Here is an 18,619-nt window from a genome sequence, read left to right as displayed (position 1 = left end):
TCGCGACTACTTAGAAACTCGAGATTCGTAACTGCCTGTACGTGTATCTATTTTAACAACTTCACCTTCTTCAATGAAAATAGGAACCATAATTTTCGCTCCTGTATTTGTCACTGCTGGTTTTAATACTCTTCCTGAAGCAGTATCTCCACGTACACCTGGCGCTGTTTCAGCAATAGTAAGTTCCATAAAAATTGGAGGTTCTACCCCAATAACGTTGCCGTTGTATAAGACTAATGTATAAATCGTATCTTCTAATAACCACTGACGAATATTTTCTATTTTATCCCAGAAAATCATCTCTTGTTCAAATGTCTCGTCATCCATGAAGGTAGCACCTTCTTGATCCGAATAAAGGAAACGCATCTGTTGTTCTCGCACATCTGCGGTTTCTACAGATTCTCCTGACTTAAAAGTCCTTTCAATGACTCTTCCTGTCAAAAAATTCTTTACCTTAATTCTATTGAAGGCTTGGCCTTTTCCTGGTTTTACAAAGTCATTTTGTAAAATCAAATAGGGTTGGCCATCTATTTCTATTCTTAATCCTACACGAAATTCACTAGTACTTACACGAACCATGGGGTCATTTATCCTTAAAATTCTCCTATTTATGTTATCTAGGACATTTTCCTTTGTCCAGAAGAATGTCTCGTGTAGCATAAGGTCCACGCATCAATAAAAAAATTATTGATTTTAGTTTAAACGTGCAAATTTCCTATATACCATATAAAACAAGTTATTATTTGATCTCGATAATATCTAGTTGAACTAGGGAGCAAAATCATGTTCAAGCAAAAAGACACAAATATCAATGAATCAAAAATAGCCCAGGATATGTTAGAGCGTTATTCTGGATCGACTATTGAAGAATTTTGTCCTTATCTGCTCTTAACAAATTTTGCTTATTATACCCACGTATTTGCAGAAGCTTATCAAGTGCCCATTTCAAAAGGATCGATGTTTTCTGCGGCACACGCACCTCAAGTGAATGCTTCTATTCTTGATTTTAAATTAGGATCTCCTGGAGCGGCTCTAACTGTAGACTTGTGTTCATTTCTCCCTAATGTAAAGGCTGCTGTGATGCTGGGTATGTGCGGGGGGCTACGTTCACACTATCAGGTTGGGGATTATTTTGTACCCATAGCTAGTATTCGAGGAGAAGGGACTTCTGACGTTTATTTCCCTCCTGAAGTTCCTGCTTTAGCAAACTTTATGGTTCAAAAAACTATTACAGAGATATTAGAAGAGAAAAAATCAAGTTACCATATCGGAATTACCCACACTACAAATATCCGCTTTTGGGAATTCAATAAGGAATTTCGTAAGAAGCTTTATGAAAACAAAGCCCAAACTATAGAAATGGAATGCGCTACGTTATTTTCCGCAGGTTATAGAAGAAATCTTCCTATGGGGGCTCTACTGGTTATTTCAGATTTGCCGCTAAGAAAAGAAGGAATAAAGACTAAAGAAAGCGGAAATTTTGTATTGAAGACATACACACAAGACCACATCACTACAGGAATTGATGTCATAACAAAACTAGACACAGTATTGAAAAGCCGCCCTACAAAAACCCACAAAGGCTTACCCCATATGGAACTTGGAGAGGCTGACGATACTATGCCTAAAGATTCTGGGATCTCAGATAGTGATTATTGAGAAAGTATTCTTTGTAAAATACAATCCGCAGTAAATCCACAAGCTTCTGCCACGTCAGCGGGAGCTCCGGAATAACCGAATCTATCCATAGCAATAGCTAAACCATTAGAACCAATATATTTATACCATCCTAATGCAGATCCTGCCTCTATAGATACTCGTAAACCTAAATCACCGCCAATTACACTCTCTCGATATTCAAAATCTTGTTGTTCGAATAATTCCCAACAGGGGAAGGAAATCACGCGAACTTTTTTATCTAAGTAGATTAACTCCTGAGCTACAGCTAAAGCTAAGTGCAACTCCGACCCCGTAGCAAATAAAGTATAATCTGGCTTACCTTGAGTCTCTTTTAAAACAATATAGGCTCCACGACCCACACCTTCTTTAAACGGTCTATTTGTTTGCGCTAGGGTGGGTAAATTTTGCCGGGAAAGGATTAATGCCGTAGGGCCGAGATAGCGCAATGCTGCATGCCAAGCTCCTTTCACTTCATTAGCATCTCCAGGACGGATAACTTGTAAACCTGGAATTGCCCTTAATGACATGATCTGTTCAATAGGTTGATGTGTTGGGCCATCTTCACCAACAAAAATAGAATCATGAGTAAATTGATAAATAACAGGTAACTTAGCCAATGCTGCTAAACGAATCGCGTTTCTTAAGTAATCAGAGAATACTAAGAATGTTCCTCCAAAAGGTCGAAATACTTGAGAATAGGCCAAACCATTCATAATGGCTCCCATACCGAATTCTCGAACACCGTATTTAATGTTCCTACCGGAGAAGTCATGACTATTAATATCTTTAGCGTCTGCTATCCATGTTCCATCCGAACTTGATAAATCTGCAGATCCCCCAATAAGGGAAGGAATGTTCTTGGCTAAATTTTGAATTATCTTGTTAGACGCAGCACGACCAGCTATAGCTTCTGGCATTTCTACACCTTCAAGTATTGTCTCTAATTTTTCCGAGGATATTGGAGCTTTTAGAGAAAGAAATTCTTGGTGTAAATCAGGGAATTGACGTGACCAAACACGAAAATCATCCTGCCATTCCTCTTGAACTTTACGATCTTCTTGTAATTTATGAGAAAAGAAAGACTTAACTACAGGAGAAATAAAAAATTTCTCCTCAGGAAGATGCCAGAAACGTTTTGTCTGTTCCACTCCATCTTCTCCTAAAGGCGATCCGTGTGCCTTATGACTTCCCTCTTTAGGAGAGCCATGACCTATAACTGTATGAGCTACTATTAGGACAGGGCGTTGCTGTGATTGTTTAATTTTTACAAATGTTTCATGAATAGCGGAAAAATCATACCCATCGATTTCATAAACTTCCCAACCGTAAGATTCAAAACGCTTTTTCACATCTTCAGAACTTACTTCTCCTAAGAAGCCATCTAAAACAATATTATTGTAGTCATATATAACTACAAGATTATCTAAACCTAAGGTTCCCGCCAAACTACAGACTTCGTGGCTAACGCCTTCCATCATGCATCCATCACCGGACAAACAATATACTTTACCATTGAAAATTTCATGCTCAGGGCGATTAAAACGGACTTGAAGCATTTTCATAGATAAAGCCATACCTACGGCATTGCCTAATCCCTGACCTAAAGGCCCTGTAGTAGCTTCGACACCCTCGGTTTCTCCAAATTCTGGATGACCGGGAGTCCTTGAATGTAACTGACGAAATTGCTGGAGATCTTCTAAAGAGACATCGTATCCAGCAAGATGAAGACAAGCATATAATAGAGCCGAACCATGTCCTGCTGATAAAACGAACCGGTCTCTGTCAATCCATAAAGGATCTTTCGGGTTATGTTTCAAAACATAACTGTACAAGTAGGCGGCAAGTTCCGCACAACCTAAAGGCAATCCCGGATGACCAGAACCAGCTTTTTGAATGATCTCTATGCTTAATTGTTTAAGAGTTCCCGAGATCTTTTCTAAGATATCTATATCTACTTCTCTGTTCACCATTTGTCGGACCTAAAAGTGCTTCACAAGAATACAAAGATCAAAATTATAGGATATGCATTACCAAAAAGCAAGATTACTCAATTCTTATGCCCTTTCACCACTCTTATACGTCCACTTCATACTGATGAAGCTTAACTGAACAAAACATTTGTCTATATTTAAGAACAAAAAGATTCTTTCTTAGGACAGTATTAGAGACTAAAATCAATCTCTCCCATATAATTAGAGCAAGTTCAACATTTTTGACATTACAAAGTCATTTCCTATGTTAAGTAACACTCTTCGATCTAATTTTTTAAAATTTTACGCTAATCGCCATCACACTATCGTTCCTTCCTCCCCCGTTTTCCCTCATAACGACCCCTCAATTCTTTTTACCAACGCAGGAATGAACCAATTTAAGGATATTTTTTTAAACAAGGAAACTGTGAGCTATTCGCGAGCCACTACTTCTCAAAAATGTATCCGTGCTGGAGGCAAGCATAATGACCTCGACAATGTTGGGCATACATCACGTCATCTTACTTTCTTCGAGATGCTGGGAAATTTTTCTTTTGGTGATTATTTTAAAGAGCAAGCGATTGCTTTCGCCTGGGAAGTATCTCTATCTGTGTTCAATTTCGATCCTGATTTCATTTATGCAACTGTTCATGAAAAAGATGATGAAGCCTTTGCTCTTTGGGAAAAGCATCTTCCCTCGGAACGCATTTTCAGATTAACTGATAAGGACAACTTTTGGAGCATGGCGGAAACTGGCCCCTGTGGGTACTGTTCTGAGCTTCTTTTTGATCGCGGAGAAAAATTTGGCAAAGCTGTCTCCCCCCTGGAAGATACTGAAGGTGAACGCTTTTTAGAATATTGGAATCTTGTTTTCATGGAATTCAATCGTACGGCAGAGGGTTCTCTATTAGCTTTACCTAGCAAGCATGTCGATACGGGTGCAGGTTTAGAACGCCTGGTTTCTATTATTTCTGGAACAGATACAGTTTTTGAAGCTGATGTTCTGCGCCTTCTTATTTCAAAAACAGAAGAACTATCAGGGAAAACTTATCACGCAGACCAGGCCTTAGGTGCTGCTTTTAGAGTTATTGCGGATCATACACGCTCACTGTCCTTTGCTATTGCTGATGGTTTGCTTCCTGGGAACACAGAACGTGGTTACGTATTAAGAAAAATTTTACGAAGATCTGTTAACTATGGGAAACGTTTAGGATTTACTAAACCCTTCTTAGCAGAGATCGTTCCTTCTTTGGTTGATTCTATGGGAGAGGCTTATCCTGAGTTACGCCTATCTCTATCTCAAATTCAAGAAGTTATGACTATGGAAGAAGAGAATTACTTTAAGTCTCTTCATCGTGGCGGGAATTTACTCCAACAGGTACTCAAATCGTCATCGTCATCCTCAATCATCTCTGGAGAGGATGCCTTCAAATTAAAAGACACGTATGGGCTACCTCTTGATGAAATCGCTTTATTAGCTAAAGATTACGATTTCTCCGTAGATATGGAAACTTTTTACCAATTAGAAGAAGAAGCCAAAGAACGTTCTCGAAAAAATATTGCCAAATCTCATAGCTCTACAGATGCAATTTATGATGCATTGTCCTTGGGAGAAAATTCCGAGTTTGTTGGCTATAATGATCTGTCTTGCGATACATTTATCGAAGCAATAGTTTGTGATGGCAAACAAGTTTCCTCACTTAAAGAAAAAGAAAAAGGCGCCTTAATTTTAAAAGTCACTCCTTTCTATGCAGAAAAAGGTGGACAAATTGGAGATGCTGGAGAGATATTCTGTTCTGATGGGACATTTATTGTTAGCCATACAACATCTCCTAAAGCAGGAATGATAATCCATCATGGGGAAGTGTCCCAAGGACAACTGTCTCAAGATCAGGCAATAACTGCACAAGTAAATTGCATTCGCAGAAAGAAAATCGGTAATAATCATACTGGCTGCCATCTCCTACATAAAGCTTTAGAGATGACTCTAGGTGATCATGTTCGCCAAGCAGGATCTTATGTTGATGATTCAAAAATTCGTTTAGATTTCACTCATCCCAAAGCTATTGCTCCAGAGGATTTAGCTTCTATTGAACTTTTAGTTAATGAAAAGATCAGAGAAAATCATCGTGTGGAAACTCGTGAAGCTATGTATTCCGATGTTATGAATTCCAAAGAAATTAAACAATTTTTTGGAGATAAGTATAGTGATGTTGTCCGCGTAGTCTCAGCAGGATTTTCTCATGAACTTTGTGGAGGAACTCATGCAGAATTTACAGGAGATCTCGGTTATTTCCGTATCCTTAAAGAACATGCTGTAGCTACAGGAATACGCCGTATAGAAGCTGTAACAGGTAGAGAAGCAGAGGCTATAGCACATCAAGACAATGAGAATCTCAATGAAATTTCTCTTATCTTACAATCTCCTCGAGATCAAATTCTGAATAAATTACAAAATATTCTAGAAGAGAAGAAGGAGCAAGCAAAACAGATTTCTGAATTAGAGAATAAACTTATCAATTCTCTATTGGATAAGCTTATTGACCATTGTCAGCAGGTTGAAGATGTTTCCTATTTGGTTCATCACTTACCTGAATCAGAAAGTCATCGCCTACAACAATATGCTAACTGCTTACATCAGAAAATACCCGCACGTTTAATTTCCTTATGGACGACGCAGAAAAATGGGAAATATATCATCTTTTCTCGAGTTTCTGATGATCTTGTTAAACAAGGGCTACTGGCTAAAGATCTTTTAAAAATATTACTCACACCTTGTGGTGGTCGTTGGGGAGGAAAAGATATATTTGCACAAGGTAGTGCTGATCATCTCCCACAAGCAGACGCATTAAATAATACTTTGTGGCAATGGATTTCGACCCAGTTAATTTAAATCTACCTCTCTTATCTGAAATAACTAACGCCTCTATTCCATTACTAATAGAAAACATCCGTCCCGGAGCTCGCGGATTCTTAGCTGCCAAATTTTTCCGCGAGAGGCAAGAATCTGTGGTAATGATCACCACACGTTCTCGTATTGATGATCTTTTTGAAGATCTCTCTTCATTCTTAGGCTTCCCCCCTGTTGAGTTCCCCTCATCAGAAATTGATTTATCTCCTAAGCTTGTTAACATCGACGCTGTTGGTAAACGCGATAAGATTCTTTATGAATTATATGAAAAGAAAGCGCCTTTATTTTGCGTAACAACTCTAAAAGCTTTACTAGAGAAAACTCGCTCACCAAAAGATACCGCGCATCAACATTTGGATATCCAAGTTGGAGATATGCTAGATCCTGAAATGATGATCGATCTATGCAAAAACTTAGGATATCGCCATGAAACTCTTGCTAGTGATAAAGGAGAGTTTGCTTATAGAGGAGGGATTATTGATATTTTCCCCCTGTCTTCTCAAGAACCTTTTCGAATAGAATTTTGGGGAGAAAAGATTATCTCTATACGTCCTTTTAACCCTTCTGATCAACTCTCGACAGGGAAAGTTTCTAAGCTATCAATATCTCCCGCTACAAAAGATTCAGGGAAAGAAGTATTATCTCACTGTCTATTGGATTATTTTAATACACCTCCAAGACTTATCTTCGATAACCTAACAATGTTAGAAGATGATTTTTCTGAAATTTCAGGAACATTATCCTCGTTACCCAACCGGTTTTTGTCGATTACAGATCTATGTGAACGTGCTTTCAAATCCCCCACTATTTTCTTTGAGGAGAAAAGCTTTCCTAATGTTCACAATCTTAAAAATACTGAAGTAAACATTGAAGTCTTTCATCGTCATATAAAAGCCTCTAGACTCGTTGCTCCATTTATTTATCCCAATGAAACTATCGATGAACAGGAAAATCCTCTCTTAGGTTTTCTAAAAAAACTTCAAGAATATATCCCTAATAAAGGCCAACCTTTTAATGTAGCTCTCTACAATACAAAGGCAAAATCTTTAAAAGAAGCTCGTGCTTTAGTAGAAACACTAGCAGAGAATTCTATACACATTTACGAAAGACCCGGGAATCTCTCTTCAAGCTTTGCTCTTGTTGAAGAAAGATTTGCAGCGATTTCCCTGTCGGAATTTTCATCTACAAAAGTATTGAGAAGACAAAAACAAAGAAATTATTTTTCTGTAACTACAGAAGAAGTTTTTGTTCCTGTTCCTGGAGAGACCGTTGTGCATCTTCACAATGGTATCGGTAAATTTATCGGAATGGAAAAAAAACCAAATCATTTAAACATTGAAACAGATTACCTAGTTCTTGAATATGCTGATAAGGCTAGGCTGTATGTACCTTCTGATCAAGCTTATCTAATTTCACGTTATGTAGGGGCATCTGAAAAAGCTCCTGATCTTCACAACCTTAATGGTTCTAAATGGAAAAGATCTCGAGATCTCTCTGAGAAATCCCTTGTACTTTATGCTGAGAAACTTCTTCAGCTTGAAGCACAACGTTCTACTATACCTTCATTTATCTACCCTCCTCATGGCGAGGAAGTAATTAAATTCGCAGAAAACTTCCCTTATGAGGAAACTCCTGATCAATTAAAGGCTATCGAACAGATTTACTCCGACATGATGTCAGATAAGCTGATGGATCGATTAATTTGTGGTGATGCAGGATTTGGGAAAACAGAAGTGATCATGCGCGCTGCTGTGAAAGCTGTTTGTGACGGCCATCGACAAGTTATTGTTATGGTGCCTACAACGATTCTAGCAAACCAACATTATGAGACTTTCTCACAACGCATGGCAGGATTACCTATAAACATTGCTGTGCTTTCACGATTTTCTGAAAGAAAATCAATGAAAAAGATCTTTGAGGATACTGCTAAAGGCGATATTGATATCCTAATCGGAACACACAAGCTAATAAACAAAAATCTCGAATTTAAAAATCCTGGTTTATTAATTATTGATGAAGAACAGCGTTTCGGTGTTAAAGTTAAAGACTTCCTAAAAGAGCGTTATCCCACTGTAGATTGCTTGACAGTATCTGCAACACCTATCCCTAGAACGTTGTATATGTCTTTATCAGGAGCTCGTGATCTTTCTTTAATTACCATGCCTCCATTAGATAGACTTCCTGTTTCTACTTTTGTTTTAGAGCATAATGAAGAGACATTATCAGCAGCCCTACGTCATGAATTACTTCGTGGTGGTCAAGCTTATGTGATCCATAACCGTATTGAGAGTATTTTTAGATTAGGGAATACAATACGAACATTGGTTCCTGAAGCACGCATTGCTGTCGCTCATGGACAGATGTCATCTGATGAATTAGCTTCTATTTTCCAAAAGTTTAAAGACCAAGAAATCAATATTCTTGTCGCAACAGCATTGATAGAAAACGGTATCGATATTCCTAATGCCAATACCATTTTAGTAGATCAAGCAGATAAGTTTGGCATGGCCGATCTTTATCAGATGAAGGGTAGAGTAGGAAGATGGAATAGAAAAGCCTATTGCTATTTCCTAGTTTCTCATTTAGATAGATTATCAGGTCCCGCTGCAAAACGTTTAGAAGCTTTGAATAAACAGGAATATGGTGGGGGGATGAAAATAGCCCTCCATGATCTAGAAATTCGTGGCGCAGGAAATATCTTAGGAACCGATCAATCGGGTCATATAAGTGCAATCGGGTTCAATCTCTACTGCAAGCTATTGAAAAAGACCGTTGCTGCATTGAAAAACAATACTTCTCCTTTGTTATTTAATGATGACGTAAAGATAGAGTTCCCTTACAAATCACGTATTCCTGATACCTATATTGATCTAGCGTCTATGCGTATAGAATTCTATCAGAAAATAGGTAGTGCTGAAGATGCTGAACAGCTCGAATTAATCAAAGAAGAGATGCGAGATCGCTTTGGTCCTATTCCTGAAGAAGTACTATGGTTATTCGCCTTGGCTCAAGTACGTTTATTTGCTCTACAGCACAACATATCTAGCGTTAAAGGAACAGGGAACGCATTATATATTCAACAATGTCATGGGAAGACAGAACAAATAAAGAAAACGTTACCATATTCTTTATCTCCAACTCCGGAACTGCTAGTATCTGAAGTTTTAGAATCTATAGAAAAAGCTTTTCCTCTAAAAACCCCTCGTTAAGGAGGCGTTATGTCGGGATTTTACGACGTTATAAAGCCGAAAACTACACGGCCACCTGTATGGTTTTTACGACAGGTAGGAAGATACATGCCTCAATATAAAGAGCTGAAAGGCTCCCAAACATTGAAAGCTTTTTTTCACAATACAGAAGCAATTACCGAAGCAACTCTTTTAGGACCGAGTTTACTAAAAGTAGATGCAGCGATTCTCTTTGCTGATATTCTTTCACTATTAGATGGTTTCAATATCTCTTATGACTTCGCTCCTGGCCCACAAATCTCTTTTTCTCCTCATCAAGAATTGATTTTCACAAAAGATCCTCAAGAGACATTTTCCTATCTTCTCGACGCAATTAGAAATCTTGTGAAACGTTTAAAAGTCCCTTTAATCGCTTTTGCTGCCTCTCCTTTCACCATGGCAAGCTATCTTTTAGATGGAGGAGCTTCTAAAGACTTCCCAAAAACGATGGCCTTTCTTTATCAATATCCTGAAAGATTCGATGCCTTGCTCAAGAAATTAACAGAAGGAACAGTCGTTTATCTTAAAGAACAAATTCGTTCTGGGGCTTCAGCCATTCAGCTATTTGAATCTTCGAGTTTACGTTTACCCTCACAATTATTTTCCCAATATGTGACGGCACCAAACACACAACTCATCTCTCAATTAAAGCGACAAGTCTCCTCCCCTATAAGTTTATTTTGCCGTTGTTTCGATGAAAACTTTTTAGATCTCTATTCCACAGGTGCAGATACACTACACCCCGACTACCATGTAAATCTTAATAAGATCTATAAAACAGTCGCACATCCAGGATCTTTACAAGGAAATATCGATCCCGCACTATTTCTACTTCCTCAGGATGAACTTCTTGCTCATCTTGAAAAATACCTTACCACTTTGAAATATCAACCTAACTATATTTTCAATTCAGGTCATGGCATTCTTCCTGAAACTCCCTTAGAAAACGTCCAAGCTGCGGTATTATGTTTAACGTCAATTTCAACTTCTTAGAAGGTCTCCATCAACCTGCACCGAGATACACAAGCTATCCAACAGCTTTGGAATGGAAATCATCCGATGCCAATCCTGCATATCTTGCTTTTGAACGTCTCCAAGAAGATGACCATCCCTTATCACTATATTTTCATATTCCTTTCTGCCAGTCTATGTGTCTATATTGCGGCTGCTCTGTAGTAATCAATCGTCGCGAAGACATTGTAGAAGACTATATCTCTACTCTTATTAAAGAAATGGAACTTGTTAATACTCTTTTAGGAGGGAAACGGAAAACTTCACGGATTCATTTCGGAGGAGGAACTCCGAGCCGATTATCTAGAACACTGTTCGAGAAGTTATTTTTTCACATCCATCGTTTATTTGATCTTTCCGAAGTTGAAGAAATTGCCATCGAATTTGATCCGCGTTCTTTAAGGAATGATAGTGAAAAAGCTGAATTTATCCAGTCGCTAGGATTTAATCGTGTGAGCTTAGGAATTCAAGATACACAAGCTGCAGTTCAAGAAGCTGTACGACGTCGTCAAAGTTATGAAGAATCTCTTTATGCTTATGAAAAATTCCGGGAGCTAGGTTTCGAGAGTATAAATATAGATTTGATTTATGGACTCCCTAAACAAACAAAAGTAACATTCTCACAAACAATTGCTGATATCTTAAAGATGCGTCCCGATCGCTTAGCCTTGTTTTCGTTTGCTTCTGTTCCTTGGATAAAGCCTCATCAGAAAGCTATGAAAGAAAGTGATATGCCTTCGATGGAGGAAAAGTTCGCTATATATTCTTACGCACGACATACATTAACGAAGTCGGGCTATCAGGCAATTGGTTTAGATCATTTCTCTCTACCCGAAGATCCTTTAAGCATAGCTTTTAAAAATAAAACACTAATTCGCAATTTCCAAGGGTATTCCTTACCTCCAGAAGAAGATCTTATAGGGTTAGGAATGACATCAACTAGTTTTATTCGGGGTATATATTTACAAAATGCAAAAACCCTAGAATCGTATCACGAAGCAATTCTTTCAGGATCTTTAGCGACAATTAAAAGTAAGATTCTCTCAGAAGATGATAGAATAAGAAAATGGGTAATTCATAAGCTCATGTGTACATTTTCTGTATCTAAAGAAGAATTTTCTGATCTTTTTGGCTATCATTTTGATGAGTATTTTTCCGAAAGTCAAGAACGGATAGATGGCATGGCAACGACAGGATTAATCCAAAATAGCTCTTCTTTTCTTACTGTAACTCCACTAGGAGAGCTGTTTGTACGTGTAATTGCTACAGCTTTTGATGCGTATTTCTTAAAAACTGTTTCTTCAAGCCCTAGGTTTTCAAGATCTATATGAGAAAAGTCATTGTTATAGGAGCGGGAATTTCAGGATTAGCCACAGCGTGGTGGCTACATAGAAAATTCCCTAATAGCGAACTTATGATTATAGATAAGGCAGATTGTCCTGGAGGACTTATCTATACAGATCATCAAAAAGATTTTCCGTTAGATCTCGGTCCCAAAGGTTTTTTAGTGCGGGGAGAAGGAGAATATACTCTCGGATTAATCCATGATCTAGAATTACAAGATTTCCTCATAGCTAGTGATAAAACAGCAAAAAAACGTTTTATCCGCTATAAAGGGAAAACTCGCAAAGTCTCTCCTTGGACATTGATAAAGGAGGGCTTACCCTTTGCCATGGTCAAAGATCTCTTCGCCTCCCGATATACAAAAGATAGTTCTGTTTATGATTTTTTACGTCGTCACAGTACAACAAGTCTTATTCATAATGTGTTAAATCCCGTTGTTACAGCAATTCGTGCAGGACATAGCGATGTACTTTCTGCGCATATGGCTTTTCCGACTCTTTCTCAACGCGAAGCAAAAACGGGATCTATATTACGCAGTTATCTGAAAGAATTTTCGAAGAAACAAAATAAAGATACTCCTTATCTTGCCTCTCTACGTCCGAATTTAGGTATTCTTATTGATACTTTAGTGAAGAAAATCCCAGCGAAATGGAAATTCTCTTCACCTGTCACAAAGATAGATTGTTTCCCCAAGGAAGTTGTAGTGTCAACTGCAAAAGAAACATTCTCAGCAGATTTAGCAATCTATACAGGGCCTACAACTACTCTTCCCTCTCTTATTGATATTCCTGGTATCCAGAACCTCTCTAATAAAATACTTCATTGGGATCTTTCTTGTGTAACCTTAGGATGGGATAAGAATCCTCCTTCTATTCCGAAAGGTTATGGGATGCTCTTGGCAGATGAACCTCCCTTACTCGGTATTGTCTATAATACCGAAGTCTTCCCCCAACAGATGCCTGGGAAAACAGTCATCTCATTATTATTAGAAGATCGCTGGCATGACGAAGAAGCTTATGCCTTTTCTTTAGCAGCAATTTCTGAATATCTAGGAATTGCTACAAAACCTGATGTATTCTCATTATTCTCCCCAGAAGAGGGTCTTCCCCAGCATTGCGTAGGATTCCTAGAAATGAAAAAGCAGATACTTCCTTCTATTCCTCATAATCTAAAAATTGTAGGACAGAACTTTTCAGGACCAGGGTTAAATAGATGTGTAGCTTCAGCCTATCGTGCTGTCGCTGCTATTTAAAGGAAGGAAACGTTCACAAAGAGAAAGCGTTGTAGTTAACATCTCTCCGAAATATTCCCGTCGCGGAGACATTTCGAGTAGTCTTTTTTCAATATGATCTAGGAGATGCTGAGCTAGCTTTTCTTTTTCATTAAGTTTCTCATAAGCGTAAGCGAGTCCCGATACCCAACGCATTTCCATAGCGACCCGATTGGTAATTTCCTCGATAAGGACCACCTGCGGATGATTGGGTGTTTGCCAATCTCCTTTTATCTCTTCAAAAACCTCAATAGCCCGTGAAGTATTTCCAAATGCAAGATAGGCATCAGCAAGATCTAACTTCAAAGTATAGTATATATATGTCCAAGCTTTAGCATTTTCTCCAGATAGAGTTACTTCTGAAAATTCATCTAGAGCTTTTATAAACCAACTAATTTTCCTAATTAGTGAGGGTTCCACATATCCCTGAAGATAATAAACCAAAGACAATAACGAGGAATGAGGGAAGAGTTCTTGAAAACGAGACAAATGAAATAGGGCGATATCTTTCCCGGAAAGATAGTCTTCTATATCATAGGCAAGAAGATACAAGCGATCTCCATACAAACGAAGGTCTAGATTATCACAATAGAGATCAAGATTCTCACTAAACCTTCTCGTTAATGCCCAAACCAACCTAACAGTAGATTGTAGAGAAGAACGTTCTTGAGAAAAGACACTTGTTAGCGACGCACAAGATTGCGGACTTTTATAATATAAAGAAGCAAAACAACATTTCGCGAGATCTTCTAGCGATGTAGATGGATCTATCGCCATGGTAGGAGACACTTCTTTAACTAGTTCCCCACGACGAAATGCTAACCATAAAGTTAAAGCTCTACTATATTCACTATCCACCACGCTTTCTTTAGCTTTTTCTAAATACTTTTGTTCAGATAGATCTATGTGCAGATCAATGAGGGAAAGTATAGGACTATCGTTACGAACTTCACAACGCTTTATCATATCATAGATAAAATAGTGATAGAGATCCTCAATAGATACCCTACTGTTACTGTTTAATGATTCACAGACCTTAACAACATTAGATGAAGATGTGTGATCTGTTTTTATAAATAACGCATCCAGAGATTTGAGAATCTTACGATGTAGAAATGAAAAATGAGATTTAGAGCTGAACTCTTTACAAGCATCGATTTTTTTTTGAAGAGCATAGGTAAGAAACAATCCTAAACCCGCCTCTTCACGGCTCCAACTTTTATAGGCCCTAAGGAAAAAATCCTCAGCATCGCCATATTTTTGTTGTCGGCAAGAAATACATCCTAAATATTCATATACTCGAGCTAAAGTTACTCCCAATCTAGAAGCATGACTTAAAGTAGATAAGAAAATTTCTCGGGATCTCATGAAGTCTTGTTTTTCATAGCTATAGCAACCTAAGAAGAAACTATATTCTGGGAAATAAGGATGTCCTGAAACAAATATAGGTTCTCCAGCAACTAATAGCCTCTGCATATCTGAGAAATTTTTGATCTGATGATAGATTTCTAATAATGAAAAGTACCCGTAATAAAGTAATGTGGATTGTAAATAGTTTCCATGATCTATAAGAACTTCTAATTCACGAATACCCTCTTCTTGATTCCATGGAAGCGTATACAAAGCATGAGCAAGAAGAAGTACATCAACTTCATGAGCACGTTGCACTTCTCCCTGTGCTATTCTCAATACTAGCTTATCAATAGACTGTGCATAGTCTTTTTCAGCCTGACAATAGGGTAATAATAAAGATTCGCAGGAAACCTTAGCCTCTCGAGCTTTCTCAATTTTTAACCCTAAAACTATTTTCCTTAGAAAAATCTTCTCTATGTCAATAACATCAGGATGGGGACTACATGTACCTGCTTCAACATTATAAGAAAGTTTCTCACACAATCTTAAAGCTTCATCGTAATCTCCTCTTTCCTTCATTACGAGAATCTCTTGTTTTCGATCCTCATAACTACTGTGTAAAGTCATACTATAGAGCTGAAGAAGAAGATTATCTTCTAAAGTTTCTCTACCACTGCCGATATTATGAAATTGTGTTATCAAATCTCTAAGAGAAACACCATCAGGATTCAATCTCTGCCAGGCAAGACGCATTTCAGATCTGATATGAGGAGGAATTGTAACTACAGATAATAATTTTCTTACTATATCTTTACTTGTTGATCTATCGTCTTGTTTTATTTTCACCTGTACGTACTGACGCGTTAATGATGCTACAGTTTCCCAATCTCTAGGGGATAACACTGTTTTTTCAGAAATTATACGTTCTACAAATGCTGAAAAAGCTTCATCACAATCAGTTCCTGACTTCAATACTGTATGTAAATCTGCACAATAATGGCCGAAAGACAATTGCTGAGTTGGAGCCGCACAGACAACCCCTACACTCACAATTAAACAAAATTGAAAAACGCATACACACGCGCGAAGACATACTTTCATGATAGATTTCTCTCTACCATAGTACTGGCAGGAAATATAAAAAAATTCGCATAGTTCAAAAAAACAAACTATATGCAAACCAAAAGTATAGGAAAAGACACTATTACTAAAAAAGAAAGTTCTTTTTGAAATTTTTTTATAAATTAAATAGTGATAGAACCTCAACACTGTCTAAAAAATACAAAAAAAAACCTCATTAATGGAAATCAAAAGTTTACTTCTTCCAAAAAAAGACTTCATCTTTTACATCAACTAACATACTGACAAACAAAGAAGTACGAAAAATTAAAAAAAGTAAAAATGATTCCCTATTTTCTTTTCTCTAAAAAAATTGTTGCATGAATTTGAACAAACAAACTAATTAAAAATTAAAACAAGTAAAAATAGTTTAAAACAACAACTAGAGGACGCTTTTCATGGCGCTAAAAGATACGGCAAAAAAAATGAGAGATCTGTTGGAAAGTATCCAACATGACTTAGACAAAGCCGAAAGAGGAAATAAAGCAGCAGCTCAGCGAGTACGTACCGACTCCATCAAACTAGAGAAAATTGCTAAGCTTTATAGAAAAGAATCGATCAAAGCTGAAAAGTCTGGTTTGATGAAACGCAAGCCTGCAACAAAAGCTAAAAAAGCTACTGCCGCTAAAAAGCCTGCAAAATCTGCACCTAAGCCTAAGGCAAAAGTAAAAGCTAAACCAAAAGCTAAAGCTAAAGCCGCTCCTAAAGCGAAAGCAAAAGTAAAAGCAAAAGCCCCTGCAAAAAAGACTCCAGCAAAAGCAAAAGCCAAAAAAATCTCTAAATCTCGCTCCCTAAGAAAATAATTTTTTCCTTGTCTTGGTTTTTAGAGGGTAATTATATTTTATAACTTGCCCTCATTTTTTCTCCTTCCCTCTTTTCAAAAGATTATCCCCAGAAAGCATTCCTTATGATAAAATTCTGCAGTAATTTTTATCTGCAGAACACCCTACCCTTATTATATTCCTGCAGGTGCGTGACAAGTTTTACATAAAACCCTACTTTAAGGTGGGCCATGCCTGCAGTAATGAATTGTAAACATCTAGGCATTTGTGGAGGATGTTCTTCACCTCAAACTGCCTATGCTGATTCTTTAAAAACTAAAGAACTCATTTTACACGAACTTTTTTCTCCTATTTTTCCTCCTGCAGAAATTCTTCCCGTGATTCCTTGCGACCCAATATTACGTGGGAGAAATAAGATGGAATTCTCATTTTTTCAAACAAATGACGGAAAGAAAAGTCTAGGATTTATTACGCCTACAAAACCTAAACAGGGTGTTGCTATTACAGAATGTCTCATGATTCATGAACATGCTGTCGATATTCTAAATCTTACACGCAGTTGGTGGGATAATCATCCTGAACTTACAGCTTACTATCCTCCTTTTAATAAAGGTTCTCTCTGTACCCTTACTGTGCGTATCGGAAATCCAAAACAGACACTCATGGTTATTTTAACCACATCTGCAAGAGAAGAGTATGCTGTTAGGAAAGAACTTATTGAGGAATGGAAAAATGCCCTCATAACTTCTAATCTCCCTATTATCTCTATTGTTTGGGAAGAAAAAGTCAGCGCAAAAAATGCTCCGACATATTTTCGTTCTCACTTAATTCATGGGGAACCATTTATTGAACAAACATTAACACTACCCAAAGATGGTAATTCTGGGGTGTTTCATGTGCGGCCTAGAAGCTTCTTTCAGCCTCAAAGTCTTCAAGGAGCAAAAATCATTGAAATTGCTAAAGAGTTTATGAATCCACAAGGATCCGAAACACTACTCGATCTCTATTGTGGTGCAGGAACTATAGGCATTATGCTCTCCGCCTACGTCAAAAAGGTTATAGGAGTAGAAATTGTCCCAGACGCTGTAGATTCTGCAAAAGAAAATATCCTAATAAATAAAAAAGAAAATCTCATTGAAGTGCATCTAGAAGATGTAAAAACATTTTGTAGAAGACATCAAGACTGCCCTCCTCCAGATGTAGTTGTTATCGATCCTCCACGTTGTGGAATGCAAAATAAAGTTCTTAAATATCTTCTGAGAATTTTTCCAAAAAAAATTATTTACATTTCCTGTAATCCTAAAATACAGTTTGAGGAATGTTGCAGTTTAATTTCTGCAGGTTATCGTATCAAAAAAGTGCAACCTTTGGATCAATTTCCCCATTCTCCGCACTTAGAAAATATTATTTTGCTAGAAAGAGAGGATAACCTCTAGGAAAAGCATTGAACGTACGCTTCCTATTATGTTAACCTTTCGCTGAAATAACCGAAGTAAAGGTGGTTTAATGTTATCTCGTTTATTCATGTGTTTTTTATTTCTGTTGAGTTCGTCATCTCTTCTTGCTGATGAAGAAGGCACTCAAGTAAAAAGTACTTTTGCTCAACCCGCTGTAATGCTGGGTATTGCCATTTTGTTCTTTTACTTCATTTTATGGCGTCCTGAACAAAAACGCAGAAAAGCCATGGAAAAACGCAAAAATGAACTTGCGAAAGGCGATAAAGTTACTGCTATGGGGATTTTAGGAACTATTGACGAAATCCGAGAACATACTGTAATTCTTAACATTACCTCTGGGAAAATCGAAATGCTAAAAGCAGCAATTTCTGAAATTTTGAAACCCGATGGAACTAAAGCATAAGCTTTAAGATATAGACATTTACTTTCTGTGATATTAGAGAGATCTACATTGATTTTTTATAAGCCAAGTTATAACTTGACACCATAAGCTAC

12 protein-coding genes are annotated in these 18,619 nt (G+C 37.5%); 9 read left to right on the top strand and 3 right to left on the bottom strand.

Annotation, left to right across the window (positions count from 1 at the left end; all coding sequences use genetic code 11):
* Positions 1–6 precede the first annotated feature (6 nt).
* Positions 7–579 carry an elongation factor P gene (gene efp, locus O6937_RS02230; protein ID WP_011006828.1) on the bottom strand — a complete coding sequence of 191 codons (573 nt, stop codon included), beginning with the start codon at positions 577–579 and terminating at the stop codon, positions 7–9.
* Positions 580–783: 204 nt separating this feature from the next.
* Between efp and O6937_RS02225 the strand changes: the two genes are divergently transcribed.
* Positions 784–1,659: an AMP nucleosidase gene (locus O6937_RS02225; protein ID WP_332390042.1), complete on the top strand. Its 876-nt coding sequence runs from the start codon at positions 784–786 to the stop codon at positions 1,657–1,659.
* Here O6937_RS02225 and tkt read toward each other — a convergent pair.
* Positions 1,653–3,650 (bottom strand): transketolase, encoded by a 1,998-nt coding sequence (gene tkt, locus O6937_RS02220; protein WP_332390041.1) that lies wholly within the window; start codon positions 3,648–3,650, stop codon positions 1,653–1,655. The two genes, O6937_RS02225 and tkt, sit on opposite strands and share 7 nt — an antisense overlap.
* A 265-nt stretch (positions 3,651–3,915) precedes the next feature.
* Between tkt and alaS the strand changes: the two genes are divergently transcribed.
* From alaS to O6937_RS02195, 5 genes are read left to right on the top strand one after another with little or no spacing between them, the layout of a single operon-like run.
* Positions 3,916–6,543 carry an alanine--tRNA ligase gene (gene alaS / locus O6937_RS02215; protein ID WP_332390040.1) on the top strand — a complete coding sequence of 876 codons (2,628 nt, stop codon included), beginning with the start codon at positions 3,916–3,918 and terminating at the stop codon, positions 6,541–6,543.
* Positions 6,519–9,770 carry a transcription-repair coupling factor gene (gene mfd / locus O6937_RS02210; RefSeq protein ID WP_332390127.1) on the top strand — a complete coding sequence of 1,084 codons (3,252 nt, stop codon included), beginning with the start codon at positions 6,519–6,521 and terminating at the stop codon, positions 9,768–9,770. Before alaS ends, mfd begins: the two co-directional genes overlap by 25 nt.
* A 9-nt stretch (positions 9,771–9,779) precedes the next feature.
* The gene (gene hemE / locus O6937_RS02205; protein ID WP_332390039.1) at positions 9,780–10,781 is read left to right on the top strand and encodes a uroporphyrinogen decarboxylase; all 1,002 of its coding nucleotides are present in this window, start codon (positions 9,780–9,782) and stop codon (positions 10,779–10,781) included.
* On the top strand, positions 10,754–12,130 hold the full coding sequence (gene hemN, locus O6937_RS02200) for an oxygen-independent coproporphyrinogen III oxidase (RefSeq protein WP_332390038.1): 1,377 nt from the start codon (positions 10,754–10,756) through the stop codon (positions 12,128–12,130). Before hemE ends, hemN begins: the two co-directional genes overlap by 28 nt.
* A complete protein-coding gene (locus O6937_RS02195; protein ID WP_332390037.1) occupies positions 12,127–13,395 on the top strand; it encodes a protoporphyrinogen oxidase in 1,269 nt (422 codons plus the stop codon). Before hemN ends, O6937_RS02195 begins: the two co-directional genes overlap by 4 nt.
* Here the strand turns inward: O6937_RS02195 and O6937_RS02190 are convergent.
* Positions 13,366–15,867, bottom strand: a complete 2,502-nt coding sequence (locus O6937_RS02190; protein ID WP_332390036.1) for a DNA-binding protein — start codon at positions 15,865–15,867, stop codon at positions 13,366–13,368. The genes O6937_RS02195 and O6937_RS02190 overlap by 30 nt on opposite strands.
* Positions 15,868–16,283: 416 nt before the next feature.
* Between O6937_RS02190 and hctA the strand changes: the two genes are divergently transcribed.
* The 3 genes from hctA to yajC all read left to right on the top strand — a co-directional run bounded on the left by hctA (position 16,284) and on the right by yajC (position 18,527).
* Positions 16,284–16,688, top strand: a complete 405-nt coding sequence (hctA, locus tag O6937_RS02185) for a histone H1-like protein HctA (protein ID WP_332390035.1) — start codon at positions 16,284–16,286, stop codon at positions 16,686–16,688.
* Between the two features lie 209 nt (positions 16,689–16,897).
* Positions 16,898–18,103: a class I SAM-dependent RNA methyltransferase gene (locus O6937_RS02180; protein ID WP_332390034.1), complete on the top strand. Its 1,206-nt coding sequence runs from the start codon at positions 16,898–16,900 to the stop codon at positions 18,101–18,103.
* A gap of 70 nt (positions 18,104–18,173) precedes the next feature.
* Positions 18,174–18,527 (top strand): preprotein translocase subunit YajC, encoded by a 354-nt coding sequence (gene yajC, locus O6937_RS02175; protein ID WP_011006839.1) that lies wholly within the window; start codon positions 18,174–18,176, stop codon positions 18,525–18,527.
* Positions 18,528–18,619: the final 92 nt, after the last annotated feature.

It is taken from the genome of Chlamydia sp. 04-14 (assembly GCF_036632095.1).
Classification (GTDB): domain Bacteria; phylum Chlamydiota; class Chlamydiia; order Chlamydiales; family Chlamydiaceae; genus Chlamydia.
The sequence above is the reverse complement of the archived record's forward strand: the minus strand, read 5'-3'. Positions and strand labels throughout refer to the sequence as shown.